Annotated in this window: 17 protein-coding genes; 8 read left to right on the top strand and 9 right to left on the bottom strand. The window is 70.5% G+C overall.

Annotated features, from left to right (window positions below; all coding sequences use genetic code 11):
- Nucleotides 1-47: 47 nt before the first annotated feature.
- Nucleotides 48-815 carry a MerR family transcriptional regulator gene (locus AC1DHY_RS03760; RefSeq protein WP_476878293.1) on the bottom strand — a complete coding sequence of 256 codons (768 nt, stop codon included), beginning with the start codon at nt 813-815 and terminating at the stop codon, nt 48-50.
- A 303-nt stretch (nt 816-1118) separates the two neighbouring features.
- Between AC1DHY_RS03760 and srmL the strand changes: the two genes are divergently transcribed.
- The 4 genes from srmL (at nt 1119) to AC1DHY_RS03780 (ending at nt 3991) form a co-directional block, all read left to right on the top strand.
- Nucleotides 1119-2276 carry a PheS-related mystery ligase SrmL gene (gene srmL, locus AC1DHY_RS03765; RefSeq protein WP_476878292.1) on the top strand — a complete coding sequence of 386 codons (1158 nt, stop codon included), beginning with the start codon at nt 1119-1121 and terminating at the stop codon, nt 2274-2276.
- Between the two features lie 71 nt (nt 2277-2347).
- Nucleotides 2348-2803 carry a DUF6023 family protein gene (locus AC1DHY_RS03770; protein ID WP_476878291.1) on the top strand — a complete coding sequence of 152 codons (456 nt, stop codon included), beginning with the start codon at nt 2348-2350 and terminating at the stop codon, nt 2801-2803.
- A gap of 76 nt (nt 2804-2879) precedes the next feature.
- Nucleotides 2880-3389: a hypothetical protein gene (locus AC1DHY_RS03775; protein WP_476878290.1), complete on the top strand. Its 510-nt coding sequence runs from the start codon at nt 2880-2882 to the stop codon at nt 3387-3389.
- A 65-nt stretch (nt 3390-3454) separates the two neighbouring features.
- Nucleotides 3455-3991, top strand: a complete 537-nt coding sequence (locus AC1DHY_RS03780) for a DUF6023 family protein (RefSeq protein WP_476878289.1) — start codon at nt 3455-3457, stop codon at nt 3989-3991.
- Nucleotides 3992-4032: 41 nt separating this feature from the next.
- On the opposite strand, the gene trhO is transcribed toward AC1DHY_RS03780, so the two are convergent.
- Complete coding sequence (trhO, locus tag AC1DHY_RS03785; RefSeq protein WP_476878288.1) at nt 4033-4920, bottom strand: oxygen-dependent tRNA uridine(34) hydroxylase TrhO; 888 nt, start codon at nt 4918-4920, stop codon at nt 4033-4035.
- Nucleotides 4921-5085: 165 nt separating this feature from the next.
- Here trhO and AC1DHY_RS03790 point away from each other — a divergent pair, with 165 nt between their 5' ends.
- On the top strand, nt 5086-5778 hold the full coding sequence (locus AC1DHY_RS03790) for a GNAT family N-acetyltransferase (protein ID WP_476878287.1): 693 nt from the start codon (nt 5086-5088) through the stop codon (nt 5776-5778).
- Between the two features lie 93 nt (nt 5779-5871).
- Nucleotides 5872-8277: a DEAD/DEAH box helicase gene (locus AC1DHY_RS03795; RefSeq protein WP_476878286.1), complete on the top strand. Its 2406-nt coding sequence runs from the start codon at nt 5872-5874 to the stop codon at nt 8275-8277.
- 197 nt (nt 8278-8474) lie between these two features.
- Here the strand turns inward: AC1DHY_RS03795 and AC1DHY_RS03800 are convergent, their stop codons facing one another.
- From AC1DHY_RS03800 to ssd, 7 genes are all read right to left on the bottom strand, one after another.
- Entirely contained in the window at nt 8475-8840 is a 366-nt protein-coding gene (locus tag AC1DHY_RS03800) for an Rv3654c family TadE-like protein (RefSeq protein WP_476878285.1), read from the bottom strand.
- Nucleotides 8840-9217, bottom strand: coding sequence for a TadE family type IV pilus minor pilin (locus AC1DHY_RS03805; RefSeq protein ID WP_476878284.1), 378 nt, complete (start codon nt 9215-9217; stop codon nt 8840-8842). The genes AC1DHY_RS03800 and AC1DHY_RS03805 overlap by 1 nt, the downstream gene beginning before the upstream one ends.
- 149 nt (nt 9218-9366) lie before the next feature.
- Nucleotides 9367-9702: a DUF4244 domain-containing protein gene (locus AC1DHY_RS03810; RefSeq protein ID WP_476878283.1), complete on the bottom strand. Its 336-nt coding sequence runs from the start codon at nt 9700-9702 to the stop codon at nt 9367-9369.
- Nucleotides 9703-9838: 136 nt separating this feature from the next.
- Nucleotides 9839-10468: a type II secretion system F family protein gene (locus tag AC1DHY_RS03815; protein WP_476878300.1), complete on the bottom strand. Its 630-nt coding sequence runs from the start codon at nt 10466-10468 to the stop codon at nt 9839-9841.
- On the bottom strand, nt 10468-11196 hold the full coding sequence (locus tag AC1DHY_RS03820) for a type II secretion system F family protein (RefSeq protein WP_476878282.1): 729 nt from the start codon (nt 11194-11196) through the stop codon (nt 10468-10470). The genes AC1DHY_RS03815 and AC1DHY_RS03820 overlap by 1 nt, the downstream gene beginning before the upstream one ends.
- Before the next feature lie 119 nt (nt 11197-11315).
- On the bottom strand, nt 11316-12593 hold the full coding sequence (locus tag AC1DHY_RS03825) for a TadA family conjugal transfer-associated ATPase (protein WP_476903170.1): 1278 nt from the start codon (nt 12591-12593) through the stop codon (nt 11316-11318).
- The gene (gene ssd, locus AC1DHY_RS03830; protein WP_476878280.1) at nt 12590-13708 is read right to left on the bottom strand and encodes a septum site-determining protein Ssd; all 1119 of its coding nucleotides are present in this window, start codon (nt 13706-13708) and stop codon (nt 12590-12592) included. The genes AC1DHY_RS03825 and ssd overlap by 4 nt, the downstream gene beginning before the upstream one ends.
- A gap of 140 nt (nt 13709-13848) precedes the next feature.
- Here ssd and AC1DHY_RS03835 point away from each other — a divergent pair, with 140 nt between their 5' ends.
- Both AC1DHY_RS03835 and AC1DHY_RS03840 read left to right on the top strand, forming a co-directional pair.
- Complete coding sequence (locus tag AC1DHY_RS03835; protein ID WP_476903171.1) at nt 13849-15558, top strand: bifunctional 3'-5' exonuclease/DNA polymerase; 1710 nt, start codon at nt 13849-13851, stop codon at nt 15556-15558.
- Nucleotides 15559-15702: 144 nt separating this feature from the next.
- A complete protein-coding gene (locus AC1DHY_RS03840) occupies nt 15703-15894 on the top strand; it encodes a YegP family protein (protein ID WP_476878278.1) in 192 nt (63 codons plus the stop codon).
- The last annotated feature ends 21 nt before the right edge of the window (nt 15895-15915 follow it).

Here is a 15915-nt window from a genome sequence, read left to right on the forward strand (position 1 = left end):
TTTAGGCGCGGCACCGCTCCGGGTGGTTCGCCGGAGGGAAGGTCCCGTCAGAGGTGCTTCTGCGCGTAGACCTGCAGCGCATCCCGGACGAACGCCGCGCCGGCCGCCCCGCCGTAGTTCGCGGCGAACCTCGGGTCCGCCACGTACATGTCGCCGAGTCCGGACAGGTACTCCTTGAGGTGCCCTGGGGGGCCGCCGGGTGCAGAGGCGGGCGTTCCAGGGATCCCGGTCAGCCATTCGACCTGGCGGCGGGCAAGGTCCTGCGCCTCGGGGCTGTCCGGGGCCGCACCGGACTCGGCGGCGGCCGCCCAGTCCCTGCCCAGCTGCACGGACCGCTGCTTCCAGGCCTCCTTTTCGGCAGGGCCCATCCCCCGCCACCACGCGTCACCCTGGGCGTAGGCCGCCTTGCCCCAGCGCTCCTCCACCTCGTCCTTGTAGCTTGTGTGGTCGAACCCGTCGAACATGTCTTCTGCCATGATGTCCCTTCCTGCCGTCAGTTCCGTGAGCGTGTGCTGGACCGAGGCGATCTGCCGCGCCAGCCGGTCCTGTTCCTGGTGCAGCCACTTGAGATGGCCGGCCAGCGCGGGCCCGGCTTCCTGCCCGCGGGCCAGGATGTCCGCGATCGCCGGCAGCCCCAGGCCCAGCTCACGCAGGAGCAGAATCCGCTGCAGGCGCAAGAGCGCGGCCTGGTCGTAGTACCGGTAACCGTTCTGGCCGGTGCGGCTGGGCTTGAGCAGCCCGACGCCGTCGTAGTGGCGCAGGGTCCGGCTGGTGGTCCCGGCGATCTTCGCAATCTGCTGCACTGACCAGTCCATGCGCCCCTCTGTTCCCAGCGGCTGGTCTTTCCGGCCGCTGTTTAGAGCCTAAATCTTGACGTAGCGTCAAGGTCAAGTGTCTTCCTGGCTGCCTGTGGGTCCGCTTTGCGAGCTAACCACACGGGCTGGCGGGGCCAGGCGTACGATGGGTCCATGCAGAGGCAGCAGCGATTTACCAGCCCTCGGCCGCGTACCGGCCGCACGGGCTTCTTGACGCGCGCCTAGACGCAGCCGCCGGGGTCCGTCCGGCACAGCGGTTGAGGGTGAATCCACCTCCCGCCCAAAACAGCCAAGGACCCCACCATGAAGACTTACCTCAATCTGCCCGCCCTGAACTCCGCCCTCGCCGTACGTGATCTGTCGGATCCCGACGCCGGCCCCCACGCCCTGCAGCTGTTGCTGTCCGATGTCATCAACGCCCTGGAGCGCCTCTGGGACATTCCCGCCGCAACCCACCGCCTCAACCCGCTGGTGGCGACCGCCGACAACTACGACCGGCTGGGCTACTCGCCCGGCGACGTCACCCGGGACTCCCGCTATTCCCGCCATGTCAGTCCGACGGTCATGCTTCGCAGCCACACCTCGGCGGGCGTCCCGGCCCTGCTGGACACCCTTCGGGACGAGCTGGGGCACTACGACCGGCTGCACGTCCTGCCGGGCCTGGTCTACCGGCGGGACGCGGTGGACCGCACCCACGTCGGCACACCGCACCAGGTGGATCTGTGGCGGGTGAAGGCCCGCGGGTTGCTCGGTCCCGCCGAGTTGCACGGCATGATGGCCGCCGTGGTGGAAGCGGTTATGCCGGCGGCCCGGTACCCGGATGTCCAGTGGCGCTCCACCCCGTCGGAACACACCTACACGGCACTCGGGCAACAGCTGGATGTACTGGTCACCCGTCCCGACGGCAGCCGTGAGTGGCTCGAGCTGGCCGAATGCGGGCTGGTGGCGGCGCGGGTGCTGCGCGGTTCCGGCCTGGACCCGAAGCGCTGGGCCGGACTCGCCCTGGGCCTGGGGCTGGACCGGGCCCTGATGCTGCGCAAAGGTATCGGCGACATCCGGCTCCTGCGCTCGGAGCACCCGGAAGTCCGCGCCCAGATGCAGGATCTGGAGCCGTACCGGCCTGTGTCGGCCATGCCGGAGATCCGACGGGACCTGTCGGTGGTGCTGGACGCCGCGGAGGACGCCGACGGCGAGCTGCTCGGCGATCTGGCCCGCACCGCGCTCGGGGCTGAGGCCGAGGTCCTGGCGGCGCTTGAGGTTGTGGCGGTCACCCGGGCGGCGGAGCTGCCGGCGTCGGCCGTCAATCGCCTCGGCCTCGGTCCGGGGCACGTGAACGCACTCGTCCGGCTGACCCTGCAGCCGCTGGACCGGACCCTGACGGACCGGGAGGCGAATGTGCTCCGTGACCGGGTGTACCTGGCCCTGCACCGCGGGCCGCGGCTGGAGCTCATCGCCGGGTGACCGGGCGGCGGGCGGCGGCCGCCGCCGTCGGCGGTTCAGGAACGCCCAGCCCCAGCAGGTAAGTTGGAGGCATGCCTTCCGCTCCCCTGTTGCCGTCCCACACCCGCGCCGTCCGGCGCGTCCTCACCGCCGTCGTCGGCGTCGCCCTTGCGGCCGGCGCGGCCGGGTGCGCCGGCGGCGGCAGCATCGAGTCCGCCGACGTAAACGCGTGGAAGGCCACGGCCCTGCCGTCGGCCAGCGGGACCGTCCTGGCGGACGCGGGCAAGATCCTGGACCGCACGCCGATCGCCAAGGACGCCAGCGTCCCGGCCGGCAACTACACCCTGACGATGACCTGCGACGGCGGCGGCAAGGAATTCTTCGCCGTCTCCCTCGACGGACACCAGCTGACCGAGGCCGGAGCGGCCTGCAACGGCAGCCGGGAAACCGCGCGGATCAAGGTGCCCGCCGCTGGCAAGCTGCGGGTCAGCGCCTCGAGCGTGGACGCCCCGCTCATCTTTGCCTACCATCTGGTCCCCGCGGCGTGATGTGACTGGCGCGGGCCGACGCTGGGGCTAGGCTCAGGGCATGGTTGCTGCTGGGGGTAGGCACAAGGTCCGTGCCGTGACACCGATGGTCGTGCTGGCGCTCGCGGCGTCGCTGGGCCTGGCCGGTTGCGAGGTCGCGGACGACGTCGGGGTCCCCGGGACCGACATCCGCCCGTCGACCCGGGCCACCGCGCCGCAGCCGCAGCCCACGCAGGACCCCAAGATTGCTGCCAAAGCCAAACGGAACCAATCCGAGGTGGACAGGATTCTCGGAGCCCAGCCGGCGGACCTGATGATGGGGGCTTCTGGCGGGATCGGCTTCCGCAGCTCCATCCGACACGTCGACAGTGGCAAGTACTTCGCAACCGTTGCTTGCGCCGGGACACCCAACGCACTCCTGACCATTTCCCAGAACGGTCTCCGCGACGGCGGCACCCTGGACTTGAACGTCGAGTGCGGGAAGGCAGTCCAGTCCGCCGTGGAGCTGAAGTCCGGCCCGGTAACGGTGCAGGTGGTCAGGAACTCGACCGATCCCGGCCTTGGCGCCGCTGTCGGCTTCCGCCTCACAAACAGACCGCCGTCGTAGCGTCGCAAGCGCCGCGGGTCATGCGGGCTCTGTTCCGGCCGGCCGGCGCGGCTTAAAGTCGGAGTATGCCCACCGCGGGGTCCGTCCGGCCGCGGCGGCCGCGCATCATCGCCGCCGTCGTACTGATCCTTGCAGTCGGGGCCGCGCCCGGGCTCGCCGCCTGTGAGTATCAGTACGACGACGGTCGTCCCACCGGCCCTGCGACAGCGGCGGCCACCTACACGGACGCGGCACTTCCGCAGGATCCGGCCCTGAGCCGGCCGGTGACGGGGCCGGAGCTGAAGCGCTGGGTCGACGAGGTGCTGCCGGAGGGGCAGGGGCAGGCGTTCCATCTCGGGTACGGGATGCTCGACGCCGGTGCGGTGCGGAATGAGACCACCACCCAGCTGCCGAGCGGAACGTACTCGGTGGCCCTGGTCTGCCGGAGTTCGCGGCGGGTGTCCTTCACCATCCGGGACAAGGAGAGCGTGCTGGTGGACCTGAGCCTGCGGTGCACCTCGTCGCGCGTAAACGTGGTGCAGCTTGGTGCCGACACGGTGCTGCGGGTGCGGATCGAGGCGTTGGCCGCCGCGAACTTCGCTTACCGGGTGACGCGGATTTGAGCTATTTGCTGATCGTCAGCTCCGTGGCGGCGAGCGGCGAGTCAGGCGGCGCAACCGTCCGGGCAGCGCAAGGTCTCCGGATCCGAGGCGCAGTCGGCGCAATACAGCGTCAGCGTGCGGCAGCTGGGGTTGGAGCAGTTTTCGAACTTGCTGGTGGGGGCGGCACACCGGACGCATTCGCCGATGGTCTTGGCGTCCTCGCTGAACTCCAGGTGCATCCGTTTGTCGAAGACGTAGAGGGATCCTTCCCACAGGCCCTGGTCCTTGAACGCCTCGCCATACCGGACGATCCCGCCGTCGAGCTGGTAGACCTCCTTGAAGCCACGGTTCACCATCAGGCTGGACAGGACCTCGCAGCGGATCCCGCCCGTGCAGTACGTGACCACCGGTTTGTCCTTGAGGGCGTCGTACTTGCCGGAGTCGAGCTCCCGGATGAAGTCGTGGGTGGTGGCGACGTCGGGGACCACCGCGTCTTTGAACTTGCCGATCTGGGCCTCGAAGCCGTTGCGTCCGTCGAAGAACACCACCTCGTCCCCCGCCTGCTTCTTGGCCTCGACCAGCCGGTGCAGTTCCTCGGGGGCAAGATGCGTGCCGCCGCCAACGACGCCGTTCTCATCCACTTTCAGTTCGCCCGGTGCACCGAAGGAGACGATCTCGTCCCTGACTTTGACACTCAGCCGGGGGAAGTCCTCAGCACCGCCGTCGGACCACTTCACGTCGATGCCGTGGAAGCCCTTGTACTCGCGGGTGGTCTTGACGTACTGCTTGACGGCGCCGATTTCGCCGCCAACCGTCGCGTTGATGCCGTCCTTGGAGATGATGATCCGGCCGGTCAGGCCAAGTTTCTCGCAGAGGGCGCGCTGCCAAAGCCGGACGGCTTCCGGGTCCGGGAGCGGGGTAAAGCCGTAGAAGAGCACAATTCGATTCACGTGTTTAAGCGTACTGGGCGGGGCAAAACACGACGGCGGCTTCCGGGGCCGTCGGAGGCGACGCTGGCCCCGCGCCGTCGCGCCGACGGTCACAATTGCGTAAGCAAGCGGCCCAGCCGGACCCCGCCCCTGTTGCTGGCGGCGGGGCTGGAATACGCTCATCTCATGAGTCTTGACGCCATGGTTGAAGACACCACCCACCTCCTTGAGGTCTGGGTTGCCGGGTGGGCCGGTTGCCGGGGTTATGAGACACGCAGGGAGGGCCGCTTCCCTGCGGCGCTGCGGGCGGACACGACCCACGAATGGGAGTATTTCGCCCACGATCCTTCGGATTCCGAGTTCGCCGACCTGGCCGCCGTCACCGCCGGGGTTCCGGCGCGGATCCTCACCATCCTCACCACCGACGTGGAACGTTACACCGCGCTGGCGGAGGCCAACGGGCTGAACGTGACGTCGGCATCGCAGACCATGATGATCGTCGACATGGAAACCCAGGACGCCGAGGATCCTTGGCTTCCTGACGACGATCTGCGCTGGGTGCCATCGACCGCCGGCGGGGTTCACCACGCCGTCGTCTATGCCGGCGAGGAGGTGGCCGCCAGCGGGCGGGTGTTCGTCGCGGACCACACCGCTGTGTTCGACCAGATCGTCACCGAGCCGGGGTTCCAGCGGCGGGGGCTCGGCAGCTTCATCATGCGTGCCCTGGCCGCCCAGGCGTTTGAGCACGACGTCGAAAGCGGCCTCCTGCTCGCGTCCCTGGACGGCCAGCAGCTGTATTCGCACCTTGGCTGGACCACCGTCTGCCACGTACTGATGCTCTCCGCCTCCCACGAAGGCAGCGACCTCTCCGTCGGATAGGGCACGATCCGGCGCCGGTGTTGACCGGCCCGACCGCGGGGATTCTTGGCCGGGGTTCGGGGGCGATTTGAGGCCGGGTGAAACAATGTTGAAGTGAATCCACATGAGTCCCTGATCCCGTTGCTGGGCCGCGGCCCGGACCCGGAACAGCTGCGGCATGTGCGGACCATCCCGGCCCGGAAGGCCATCAACGAGCCCTGGCCGGAGTGGGCCCACCCCGATCTGGTCGAGGCCTACGGCTCACTCGGCATCCAGGAGCCCTACCGCCATCAGGTGCAGGCCGCCGATCTGGCGCATGCCGGAGAACATGTCGTGATCGCCACCGGCACCGCCTCGGGCAAATCCCTGGCCTACCAGCTTCCCGCGCTGGACGCCGTCCACCGCTCCGAGCTCCGCGTCCTGTCCGATCCGGGCAAGATCCACGACGACGGCGCAGTCACCCTGTACCTTTCCCCCACCAAGGCCCTGGCCGCCGACCAGCTGGCCGCGATCCGCTCACTCAACCTGCCGACGGTCCGCGCCGAAACCTACGACGGGGACACCGACCCGGCCTCCCGCCGCTGGATCCGGGACCACGCCAACGTCATCCTCGCCAACCCGGACATGCTGCACTTCGGCATCCTGCCCAACCATGCCTGGTGGGCCAGGTTCTTCCGCCGGCTGCGCTACGTGATTGTGGACGAAGCCCACAGCTACCGGGGCGTGTTCGGCTCGCACGTGGCCAATCTGATGCGCCGGCTACGGCGGATCTGCGCGTACTACAGCCCCGCCGGTTCCGGCCCCGGTCCGGTGTTCATTGCGGCCTCGGCCACCGCTTCCGACCCCGGGACCTCCTTCGGCCGCCTCATCGGCGCCCCCGTCCGGGCGGTGTCCGAGGACTGCTCGCCGCACGGCGCCACCACCGTGGCGTTCTGGGAGCCTGCCCTGACCGAGATGCGCGGCGAAAACGGCGCCCCGGAACGCCGGACCGCCGTGGCGGAAACCTCGGACCTGCTGGCCAACCTGGTCTCCTCCCGGATCCGGACCATCGCCTTCATCAAGTCCCGCCGCGGTGCCGAGACAATCGCGTCCATCACCAAGCGCCACCTCGAAGAAGTGGACCCGAGCCTGCCGCAACGGGTGGCCGCCTACCGTTCCGGCTACCTGCCCGAAGAACGGCGTGCCCTCGAAAAGGCGCTCCGGTCCGGGGAGCTTCTGGGCGTCTCCAGCACCTCCGCGCTGGAGCTTGGCATCGACATCTCCGGCCTCGATGCGGTCCTGGTCGCAGGCTGGCCGGGGACCCGCGCGTCGCTGTTCCAGCAGATCGGCCGGGCGGGCCGCGCGGGGCAGGATGCCATCGCCGCCTTCGTCGCAAGCGATGACCCCCTCGACACTTACCTGGTGAACCATCCCGGCGCGATCTTCGATGTCTCGGTTGAGGCCACGGTGTTCGATCCCTCCAACCCTTACGTCCTCGGACCGCACCTGTGCGCCGCCGCGGCCGAACTTCCCCTGGGCCATGCGGAGCTGGACCTGTTCGGCCCCACTTCTGAAAAATTGCTGGACCAACTCGTAGCCCAGGGCTACCTGCGCAAACGTCCCGCGGGCTGGTTCTGGACCCACCCCCAGAGCGCCGCGGCCATGGTGAACCTGCGGGCCGACGGCGGCGGACCGGTGAGCATAGTGGACGCGGACACCGGGTCCCTGCTCGGCACTATGGATTCCCCGCAGACCCATTACCAGGCGCACACCGGAGCCATCTACGTCCATCAGGGTGACAGCTACGTGGTGGAGGACCTGAACGAGGACGAGCACTGCGTTGTGGTGCGGCGGGCCAACCCCGACTACTACACCACCGCGCGGGACATAACCCAGATCGAGGTCCTCGAGACCCTCCGCACCACGCAATGGGGCGACGTGGCGGTGCATTTCGGCGATGTGAAAGTGACGACACAGGTGGTCTCCTTCCAGCGCAAGGCGCTCATTTCCAATGAGGTCCTCGGTGAGGAACCCCTGCAGTTGGGGGCCCGGGACCTGTTCACCAAGGCGGTCTGGTTCGTGATGGACAACCGCTCCCTGACCGGCGCCGGGCTGATCGAAGCGCAATTCCCCGGGGCCCTCCACGCCGCCGAACATGCCGCTATTGGTTTGCTGCCGCTGGTGGCATCCAGCGACCGCTGGGACATCGGCGGGGTGTCCACAGCTATCCATGCCGATACCGGTGTGCCCACGATCTTCGTCTACGACGGCCACCCCGGCGGGGCCGGCTTCGCCGAACGCGGCTACGACAAGGCCCGGGTGTGGCTCTCCGCGACGCGGGACGCCATCAAAGCGTGCGAATGCGAATCCGGCTGCCCGTCCTGCGTGCAGTCCCCCAAGTGCGGTAACAAGAACAACCCGCTGGATAAAGACGCCGCCGTCACGTTGATCGAAATGCTGCTGGCTGATGCGACGGACGAGATGGGCACGACGGTCACCGGGCCTGACACCCCGGCGCCGGCAGTCAGCCACCAGGCCTAGGCCGGCCGGTCGGGCACGGGCCGCCGACCACCCTGCCGGAGCCAGAGCGGCGGTGTTCCGCAGGGGACGGGGGGCGGCGTCGCCGCGCAAAACTATGAGAGCAGGCGGCCATGCGAGCCGGGCGGGCTCAGTTCCCCGGCACGCAGCACGCGCCGTCCCCAGCCGCCAAGGCCGGGCCCCGCCGGCCACGTAATGCTTCACGGCGGTGGCGGCGGAGGACCGGCCCGGGCAAGGCCGGTGGCCGCCCCGGCCAGCGTGCGGGAAAGCAGTTCCGTGCGGACCTGGACGGTGTCCCCGGATCCCACCGCACATTCCAGGACCCTCGCCTGGTGCCGGGCGGCCACGTCCGCGGCGACACTGCATGGTTCGCCGGAGGAGATCCCCCGTGCGGCGTCCGCGGCAGCCAGCGCCGCCAAATCAGCGGCCGACGCGGCCCGTGACGCCATCACCGCGGCTTGGCCCAGCGAGAGCACAGCGGCCATGATCATCAGCAGCAGCATTCCCAGGCCGAGGGCCAGGACGCTCCCGGCACCCGCTTCTGATTCCCCGGCGGGGGCGGGCATCAGGCGGCCCTTTCAAGCGCTGGGGCACGGGAGACAGGCGAAGCGGCCCCGGAAGATGCAGACACTGCGGAGGCGTCAGCGGACTCACCGCGCGCCCACGCCTTGGCGGTCAGGGTCCACGGCACAACCGGCGCCATGGCCCCGCCGACTGTGCCCGAGACCGTGACGCTGAGCCAGGCGCCGTCGGACGCCACCGTGGACTGCGCCGACTCACCGGCAAGCTGGCGCACGATGCCTCCGACGGCGGCAGCGTCGTCGCCGCGCGCGAGCGCCCGCGCGCCGGCCCGGGCCGCCTCTTCCAACCGAAGCTGCGTCAGCCCCGCGGCAGAACCGGCCAGCAACAGCCCCAGGACGAGAACGACGGCTGGAAGCGCCACCGCGAACTCCGCTGTGACTGCGCCACGGCCCGCGGACGCGTCCGCGCGGGCAGGCCTCGTCCGCCCGCGCAGGTTCCGGTTCTGCTCCAGCCCAAGCCGCCGGGCGCCCCGGCGGCAACGCACCGGGGGTGACTCCGCCCCCCGCCGTATCACGGCATGGCCAGCGCCGCGCGGATGAGGTTCAAAAGGAACCCACGGACCTCATCGCTGCGCATGATCAGCACCAGCAGTCCGGCGAACCCGACAGCGGCCAGCGTGGCGATGGCGTATTCAGCGGTTGCCATCCCGGTTTCGGAACCGAAAAGCCTTCTCCGCGCAGTGCTTGGCCGGGGAAGCTCCTGCACCGGAGCCGTCTGCCGGGCGCCCGGGTAGATCTCGTGCACGTCGGCGAAGCGCAGCCCGGAATAGTGGGCGTTTTCGGCACCGGTTTCAGTACCGGTTTCGGCACCGGTTTTGGTGCCTGGGGAGTTTTGATGGGTGGTCATGAGCTGTCCTCTCGGAAGGTTCCGGCACAGTTGCCGGCTGGTTCCAATCTCGCCCCGGCGGCTTCGGCTGGTAAGTGAGGAGGCGTGCCAAGTGGAAAAGTGCGGTTGTGGAGGAAGAGTCGTGTCCCCCCCGGCCTCAGGAACCGTGCGGCAGCATCGCGAGGAGCACCGGCACAATGCCCAGGCAGACGAAAGCCGGCAGCGAGCACAGCCCAAGCGGAACGACGAGTTTGACGCCCAGGGCTGCGGCCCGCCGCTCCGCCGTCCGAAACTGTTCACGGCGCAGCCGGGCGGCCTGGGAGTACAGGATCGCGGACGACGGAACACCCGTCAGGGCAGCAAAAGCGAGGGCGTCGCGAAGGCTCATCAGCCGGTCGGGGACGGCCTGGGAGCCCCGCCAGGCGGTCTCCCAGTCGGCCCCAATCGCGAGCGCCGACACCACCGGAACCAGGGGCCGGCCCAGCTCGGGAGAAGCCTGGCCGGCCACCAACTCAAGGGCGCGCCCCACCCCGGATCCGGCATCGAGCATGGCGCCGATCAGTTCCAGCATCATCGCCGGATCCCGGAGCCCTGCGTCCGGGTCCGGCCGACCCTTGCGCGCGTCCCCTCCAGGGATCGTGTGCGTCCTTCCAGGGATCGCCGGTGTCCCTTCAGGCGCGTGCAGACGAAGTTGCCGCCACCGCCGCCGCGGCCGCCGCCGGCCAGCCAGCAGCACAACTGCCGCGGTGGCCAGCAGGCCGGCCACGGCGAGGGCGCCGGAGGACATCACCACGGCCCTCCGGCCGCTGCCCGCACGAGGCGGGCCGACCAGATCCGGCCCGCCGCAGTGAGCACGATGCCCCCGGCGAGCGCCGCCATGCCCGCGGGGTTGCCGAGCAGAATGACGGCCGGGTCCACGCCCAGCAACACGCCGAGTCCGAGGCCCAGGAAAGGCAGCCAGGTCAGGATCCGGACGGTGGCCCGAGGCCCGGCGAGGGCGGTCTGTCGTGCGGCTTCGGCGTCGTCCTCGGCTTCCAGATGCGCGGCGAACCGGGTCAGCACATCGGCCAGCGGGCAGCCGCTGGCCTCGGCCACGTCGAAGCATGCCGCGAGTCCGTCCCAGACCCTGAGCTCCCGCCGGGTGCTGTCCGGGCGGGCGCCCCTCCCGGAATGCCGTGCGGCGCAGGTCCGCATGGCTGACGCAACCGGGGACCCACGCTGCGCCGCCGCCCGCGCCGCCGCCATGATCTCCCGGGAGACCGGGCTGACGCCGCCGCTCTTCCGCGCGGTTGCCCGCTCAGGCCCCTCACCTTCCGGCGGACCACCAGGCTGCTCCGGTTCACCGTAGAGAACCCAGAGATCCTCCCACAGCCGCGCGGGCGCGCGGCCGCCTGTCAGCAGCGCGGCCAGCTGCTGGACCACCGTGGTCATGGATACCTCGGCCGCGCCGCGGAGCTTTAGCAGCCGCCGCGGCAGGGAGCGAGGGCGCCAGCTGCCCAGCAGTGTTCCGTGCACCGCCCGGCCTGCCCCGGGACGGGAACCGCCGACGAGGGACCGGAGACGCCGCCTTGGCCCTTCCGCCGGTACAAGGGCCAACAGGATCGCCAGGACGAAGAGCCCCGTTAAAACCGCCGTCATGGCGCACCCGGGCTAGGCGCGTGCCGCGGCAGTCCGGCCTCGGCGGGCAGCTCCCCCGGGTCGAGGCCCAGCCGGAACGCCAGCTCCGGCCACGCCGGCCCGGCACGGAGCGCCCCCTGGTCTGCGTCGAGGGCCGATGACACAACGAGTGCGGATCCGGTGTCCCCCACCAGCCCAACAGACGCGACATGACGTCCCGCCGCTGTTCGCTGGAGGTGGACCACTGCGTCGAGCGCGCTGGCAGCCTGGAGCCGGACGGCGTCGGGCGCCATTCCGGCGAGCGCGCCCAGTGCCGTCAGCCGCGCGGGGACGGCCGCGGCGGTGTTGGCATGGATGGTGCCCCCGGCTCCCGTGTGCCCGGTGTTCATCGCCGCGAGGAGTTCACGGACCTCGGCTCCCCGGCATTCCCCGACCACCAGCCTGTCGGGCCGCATACGCAGCGCCTGCCGGACCAGCTCGCCGAGATCGACGGCGCCGCCGCCCTCCAGGTTGCTGTGCCGCGACTCGAGGGAGACCACATGGGGGTGGATGGGGTTCAGCTCCGAGGCGTCCTCGATCAGGACGAGCCGTTCTCCCGGGGCGCAGAGTCCGAGCAGCGTGGCGAGCAGCGTGGTCTTCCCCGAGCCGGTCGCACCGCTGACCAGGAAGCTCAAGCGCCGCACCACCATACGGGTCAGGACGTCCCGGATGTACGGCCCGAACATGCCGCTCCCGCCCAGCTCGTCGAGGGAGAAGACGGATTCGCGCCGGATCCGGATGCTGAGCAGGGTCCCGGCAGTGGAGATCGGAGGAAGCACGGCATGGACCCGGTAACCGCCGTCGAGCCGGACATCGACGCAGGGCGAGCCGTCGTCGAGCCTGCGCCCGCCGGCCGCGACCAGTCGGGAGGCCAAAGCACGGACCTGGGCCTCGCCGGTGAAGACGACAGGGGCTGGTTCGAGTCCGCGGCCGCGGTCCAGCCAGACGGAGTCCGGGGCGTTGACGAAGATGTCTGTCACGAACGGGTCGCGGGTGATCGGCTGCAGCGGTCCCAGGCCGTTCAGTTCCGCGCTGATGCTTTCGACGGCGGCCAGGGCACCGGCCGTGCCGAGAAGCCTGCCGCTCGCCTGCACGGCGGCCGCCACCCGGGAGGCGGTGACCGGCCCGGCCTCGGCCATGACCGTTTCGCGGACCGCTTCGAGGAGCCGCGCATCCACCCTGGGCGGCAGTCCGCGTTGGCGCCGGCGGAACCGCGGGCCGTCCGCGTCCGTAGGAGCCGGCACGTCCGGGCTCACGGGTATCCGTCCGCCGAGAAGGCCAGCACAGCTTCGGTGAAGTGCCGCACACTGCGCCGCCGGCCGGCGTCCAGCAGCCGTCCTTGTTCCGTGGCGGCGGCTGTGCCCCGGATCTCCGGCATGATCGCCCTGGCCGGAAGGCCCACGGCGTCGGAAATCAGCTGAATGTCCAGCGCCGCCCCGTGGTTGGCCCTGACAACCAGCGAGGTATCCACGGGCGGAAGTTCGGGCACCAGACGCGCGGACGCCACCGCCGCCCGGAGCTGGGCTGGCAGCACCAGGAAAATCCGGTCGCACTCCCAGGCGAAGGCACGCAGGATGTCCCGGCCGCGCCCGATGTCCAGCAGAACCAGTTCATAGCCGCGCCGGGCCGCGTCCAGCACGCCGGACACGGCGGCCGGATCGACACCCCCGGGCCGTTGCCTGGTGCCTGGCCAGGACAGGAACGAGAAACCGCCGGCCTCGGGCAGGGCCGCGTACAGCTGGTCCGGATCAATGCTGCCGCTGGCCTCGGCGAGATCGGGCCAGCGAAGCCCGGGCACGTCCTCGGCGGCGAGGGCCAGTTCCAGGCCGCCGCCTTGAGGATCCGCGTCGATCAGGAGCACGCGTTCCCCCGCCCCTGCGGCGGCTTGGGCCAGCCAGATCGCCGCCGTCGTGGCTCCGGCGCCGCCACAACCGCCGGTAATACCCATCACGTGGCCGCCGGGATCCGGGGCATCGGAGCGGCTCAGGAACTCCGCGAGCCACGTCCCAGCGTCGGGCAGCACGGCAACCCGTTCGGCCCCGATGGCCGCGGCCAGCTCCCACAGACGTTCCCCATCGCCGCTCAAGCCCACCAGCACGGCCGGGGCACGCCGGGGGACCGGCAGCTCAAGGACGTCGCTGCCGACGAGCACGGCACTGGCCGCCTCCCACAAGGGGCCCGCCTCCCCGGCGTCCCGGGCCACACTCAATTGCCGGCCGGCCGCGGCCACGATGCGCTCCACCTCTGCCCGCAGGACCTCGGACGCCGTCACGAGGAGGGTCTCCACCGGACCGTCCGGCGGCCCGTGCTGCGGCGTACCGCCGGGGAAGGGCTGCCGGGGCGCGGGCTCTGGCCGCTGATGCCTGCTCATGCCACCACTCTGATGGCACAGACTGCCCCAGCCACCCCACAGGTGCGGCTATGTGGACAACTCCGGCAGCAGTCACCCAGCCGGTCCGCCACACCCCGGCCGGTCCGCTGCCGCCCCAGAGACAGGGCAGAATTGAGCCTATGTACCTGCTGCTCGCCGCCCACCCCGACGGCGCAGCCCTCCACCAGCTCACCGCGGAGGGGGCGCCCGACCCGTCCGCCCCCGGTCCCCGCCTCGTCAGCGCCACCGACCTGCCCGGCGTCGTCCGCCAACTCGAACGGCACCGTCCGCGCTGGATCTGGCACCGCACCCAGGACTGGTATCCCGCCCTCCTGGCCGCCGGCGTCGAACTGGAACGCTGCTATGACCTGACCCTGTGCGGCGCCATCCTGGCCCACTCGGAGTTCACCGCACACACCGAGTACGCCCGGTCGGCCGAGAAACTGACGCAGGACGACGACGTTCTCCAGCCGCCGCGGTCCCTGCAGCCGCCTCCCCCGCCCGCGGACCAGGGGGCCCTGTTCGACGCCCCGGGAGCACGCACCGCACCGCGGCACTCCCCTGACGAACTGCGCGCCGAATACGCCGCACAGCAGCAGGCCCTGGCCGCGGTCGCCCCGGAAGGCGACCGGCGGAAGCAACGGCTGCAGCTGCTCCTCGCCGCCGAATCCGCCGGAGCCATGATCGCCGCCGAGATGCAGCACACCGGGGTTCCCTGGCGTGAGGACCTGCACGAACGGATCCTCGCCGACTACCTGGGCCCGCGCCCGCCCCAGGGCCACCGTCCGGCGAAGCTGGAGGCCCTGAACGCCGAGCTGCGCCATCTCCTGCAGTCCCCGGCGCTCAACCCGGACTCCCCGCAGGATCTGATGCGTGCCCTGCACCGGAACGGCATCGAGGTGAAAACCACACGCCAATGGGAGCTGAAGGAATCCACCCACCCGGCCATCGAACCCCTCCTCGCCTATAAGAAACTCGCCCGGCTGCACGCGGCCAACGGGTGGGCCTGGCTGGACGCCTGGGTCAGGAACGGCCGCTTCCAGCCCGAATACGTGGTGGGCGGAGTGGTGTCCGGGCGCTGGGCCTCCCGGGGCGGCGGTGCGCTCCAGATCCCCCGCCAGATCCGGGGCGCCGTCCACGCCGACCCGGGCCACAAGCTGATCGTGGCCGACGCGTCACAGCTGGAGCCCCGCGTTCTGGTGGCGCTGGCCCAGGATTCCCGGATGGCCGAGGCAGCCCGGGACAAGGACCTGTACGCCGGTATCGCCGCGCAGGGCTTTGGCGGCGACCGGGCCAAGGCGAAGGTCGCGCTGCTCGGTGCCATCTACGGGGCCACCACCGGCGAGTCCGGGCGGCTGATGCCGCAGCTGGCCAAGACGTATCCGCGCGCCGTTGGCTACGTGGAGCAGGCTGCCCGCGACGGCGAGGCCGGCAGGACGGTCACCTCGCGGCTTGGCCGCAGCAGCCCGCCGCCCTCGGAGGGGTGGCTGCGCAGCCAGCAGTCCGCCACCGCGGAAGAACAACGCCGGGCCGAGGCGCTGGCCCGGTCGCGCGGCCGGTTCACCCGGAACTTCGTGGTGCAGGGATCCGCCGCGGACTGGGCTGCCTGCTGGCTGGCCGAACTACGACGCCGGCTGCGCACCCTGCGTGCCGAGGGCTCGCCCGCCGGCGAACTCGTTTTTTTCCTGCACGATGAGGTGATGGTTCATTGCCCGGCCGGGGCCGTGGACGTTTGCACCCGGGTCATCGAGGAATCCGCGGCCGCCGCGAAGGAACTGCTGTTCGGCAGGATCCCGGTGGAGTTCCCCGTGAGCATCGCCGTCGTCGACTCCTATGACAACGCCAAATAGCCGCCCCGGACGCCCGGGGTAACGTACCCGCCGGTAGCGTTGCGGCGGCTCCGTGCACCCGGATACCCTCGAAAAGCCCCGGCGACAGATCCCGTTTGTTCCGGCGCGCAATGCAACGAAGCAGGGAACCGGGGAGGCAGCAGAGTGGCTGGCGTATTCGAAATTGCAGCGGCCGGAGACGAGTCGTATTTCTTCAGGCTCACGGCCGCGGACGGAACGGTGGTGGCCGTGTCGCCGCTTTTCGATACCGTCAAGGGGGCCGCCGCCGGCATCACCGCGGTCCGTGAGAACGCCGCCACCGGGCATATTGTGGACCGGTCCCCGACGCGGCCGTAGCCGCGGGTGCAAGCCCAGTCT

The organism is Arthrobacter sp. 05L44 (assembly GCF_056397605.1).

Bases quoted from the DNA above. Each gene is read 5' to 3' on its own strand.
- AC1DHY_RS03760 (WP_476878293.1), bottom strand. From the start codon at position 815: ATGGACTGGTCAGTGCAGCAGATTGCGAAGATCGCCGGGACCACCAGC.
- srmL (WP_476878292.1), top strand. From the start codon at position 1,119: ATGAAGACTTACCTCAATCTGCCCGCCCTGAACTCCGCCCTCGCCGTA.
- AC1DHY_RS03770 (WP_476878291.1), top strand. From the start codon at position 2,348: ATGCCTTCCGCTCCCCTGTTGCCGTCCCACACCCGCGCCGTCCGGCGC.
- AC1DHY_RS03780 (WP_476878289.1), top strand. From the start codon at position 3,455: ATGCCCACCGCGGGGTCCGTCCGGCCGCGGCGGCCGCGCATCATCGCC.
- AC1DHY_RS03790 (WP_476878287.1), top strand. From the start codon at position 5,086: ATGAGTCTTGACGCCATGGTTGAAGACACCACCCACCTCCTTGAGGTC.
- AC1DHY_RS03800 (WP_476878285.1), bottom strand. From the start codon at position 8,840: ATGCCCGCCCCCGCCGGGGAATCAGAAGCGGGTGCCGGGAGCGTCCTG.
- AC1DHY_RS03810 (WP_476878283.1), bottom strand. From the start codon at position 9,702: ATGACCACCCATCAAAACTCCCCAGGCACCAAAACCGGTGCCGAAACC.
- AC1DHY_RS03815 (WP_476878300.1), bottom strand. From the start codon at position 10,468: ATGTCCTCCGGCGCCCTCGCCGTGGCCGGCCTGCTGGCCACCGCGGCA.
- ssd (WP_476878280.1), bottom strand. From the start codon at position 13,708: ATGAGCAGGCATCAGCGGCCAGAGCCCGCGCCCCGGCAGCCCTTCCCC.
- AC1DHY_RS03835 (WP_476903171.1), top strand. From the start codon at position 13,849: ATGTACCTGCTGCTCGCCGCCCACCCCGACGGCGCAGCCCTCCACCAG.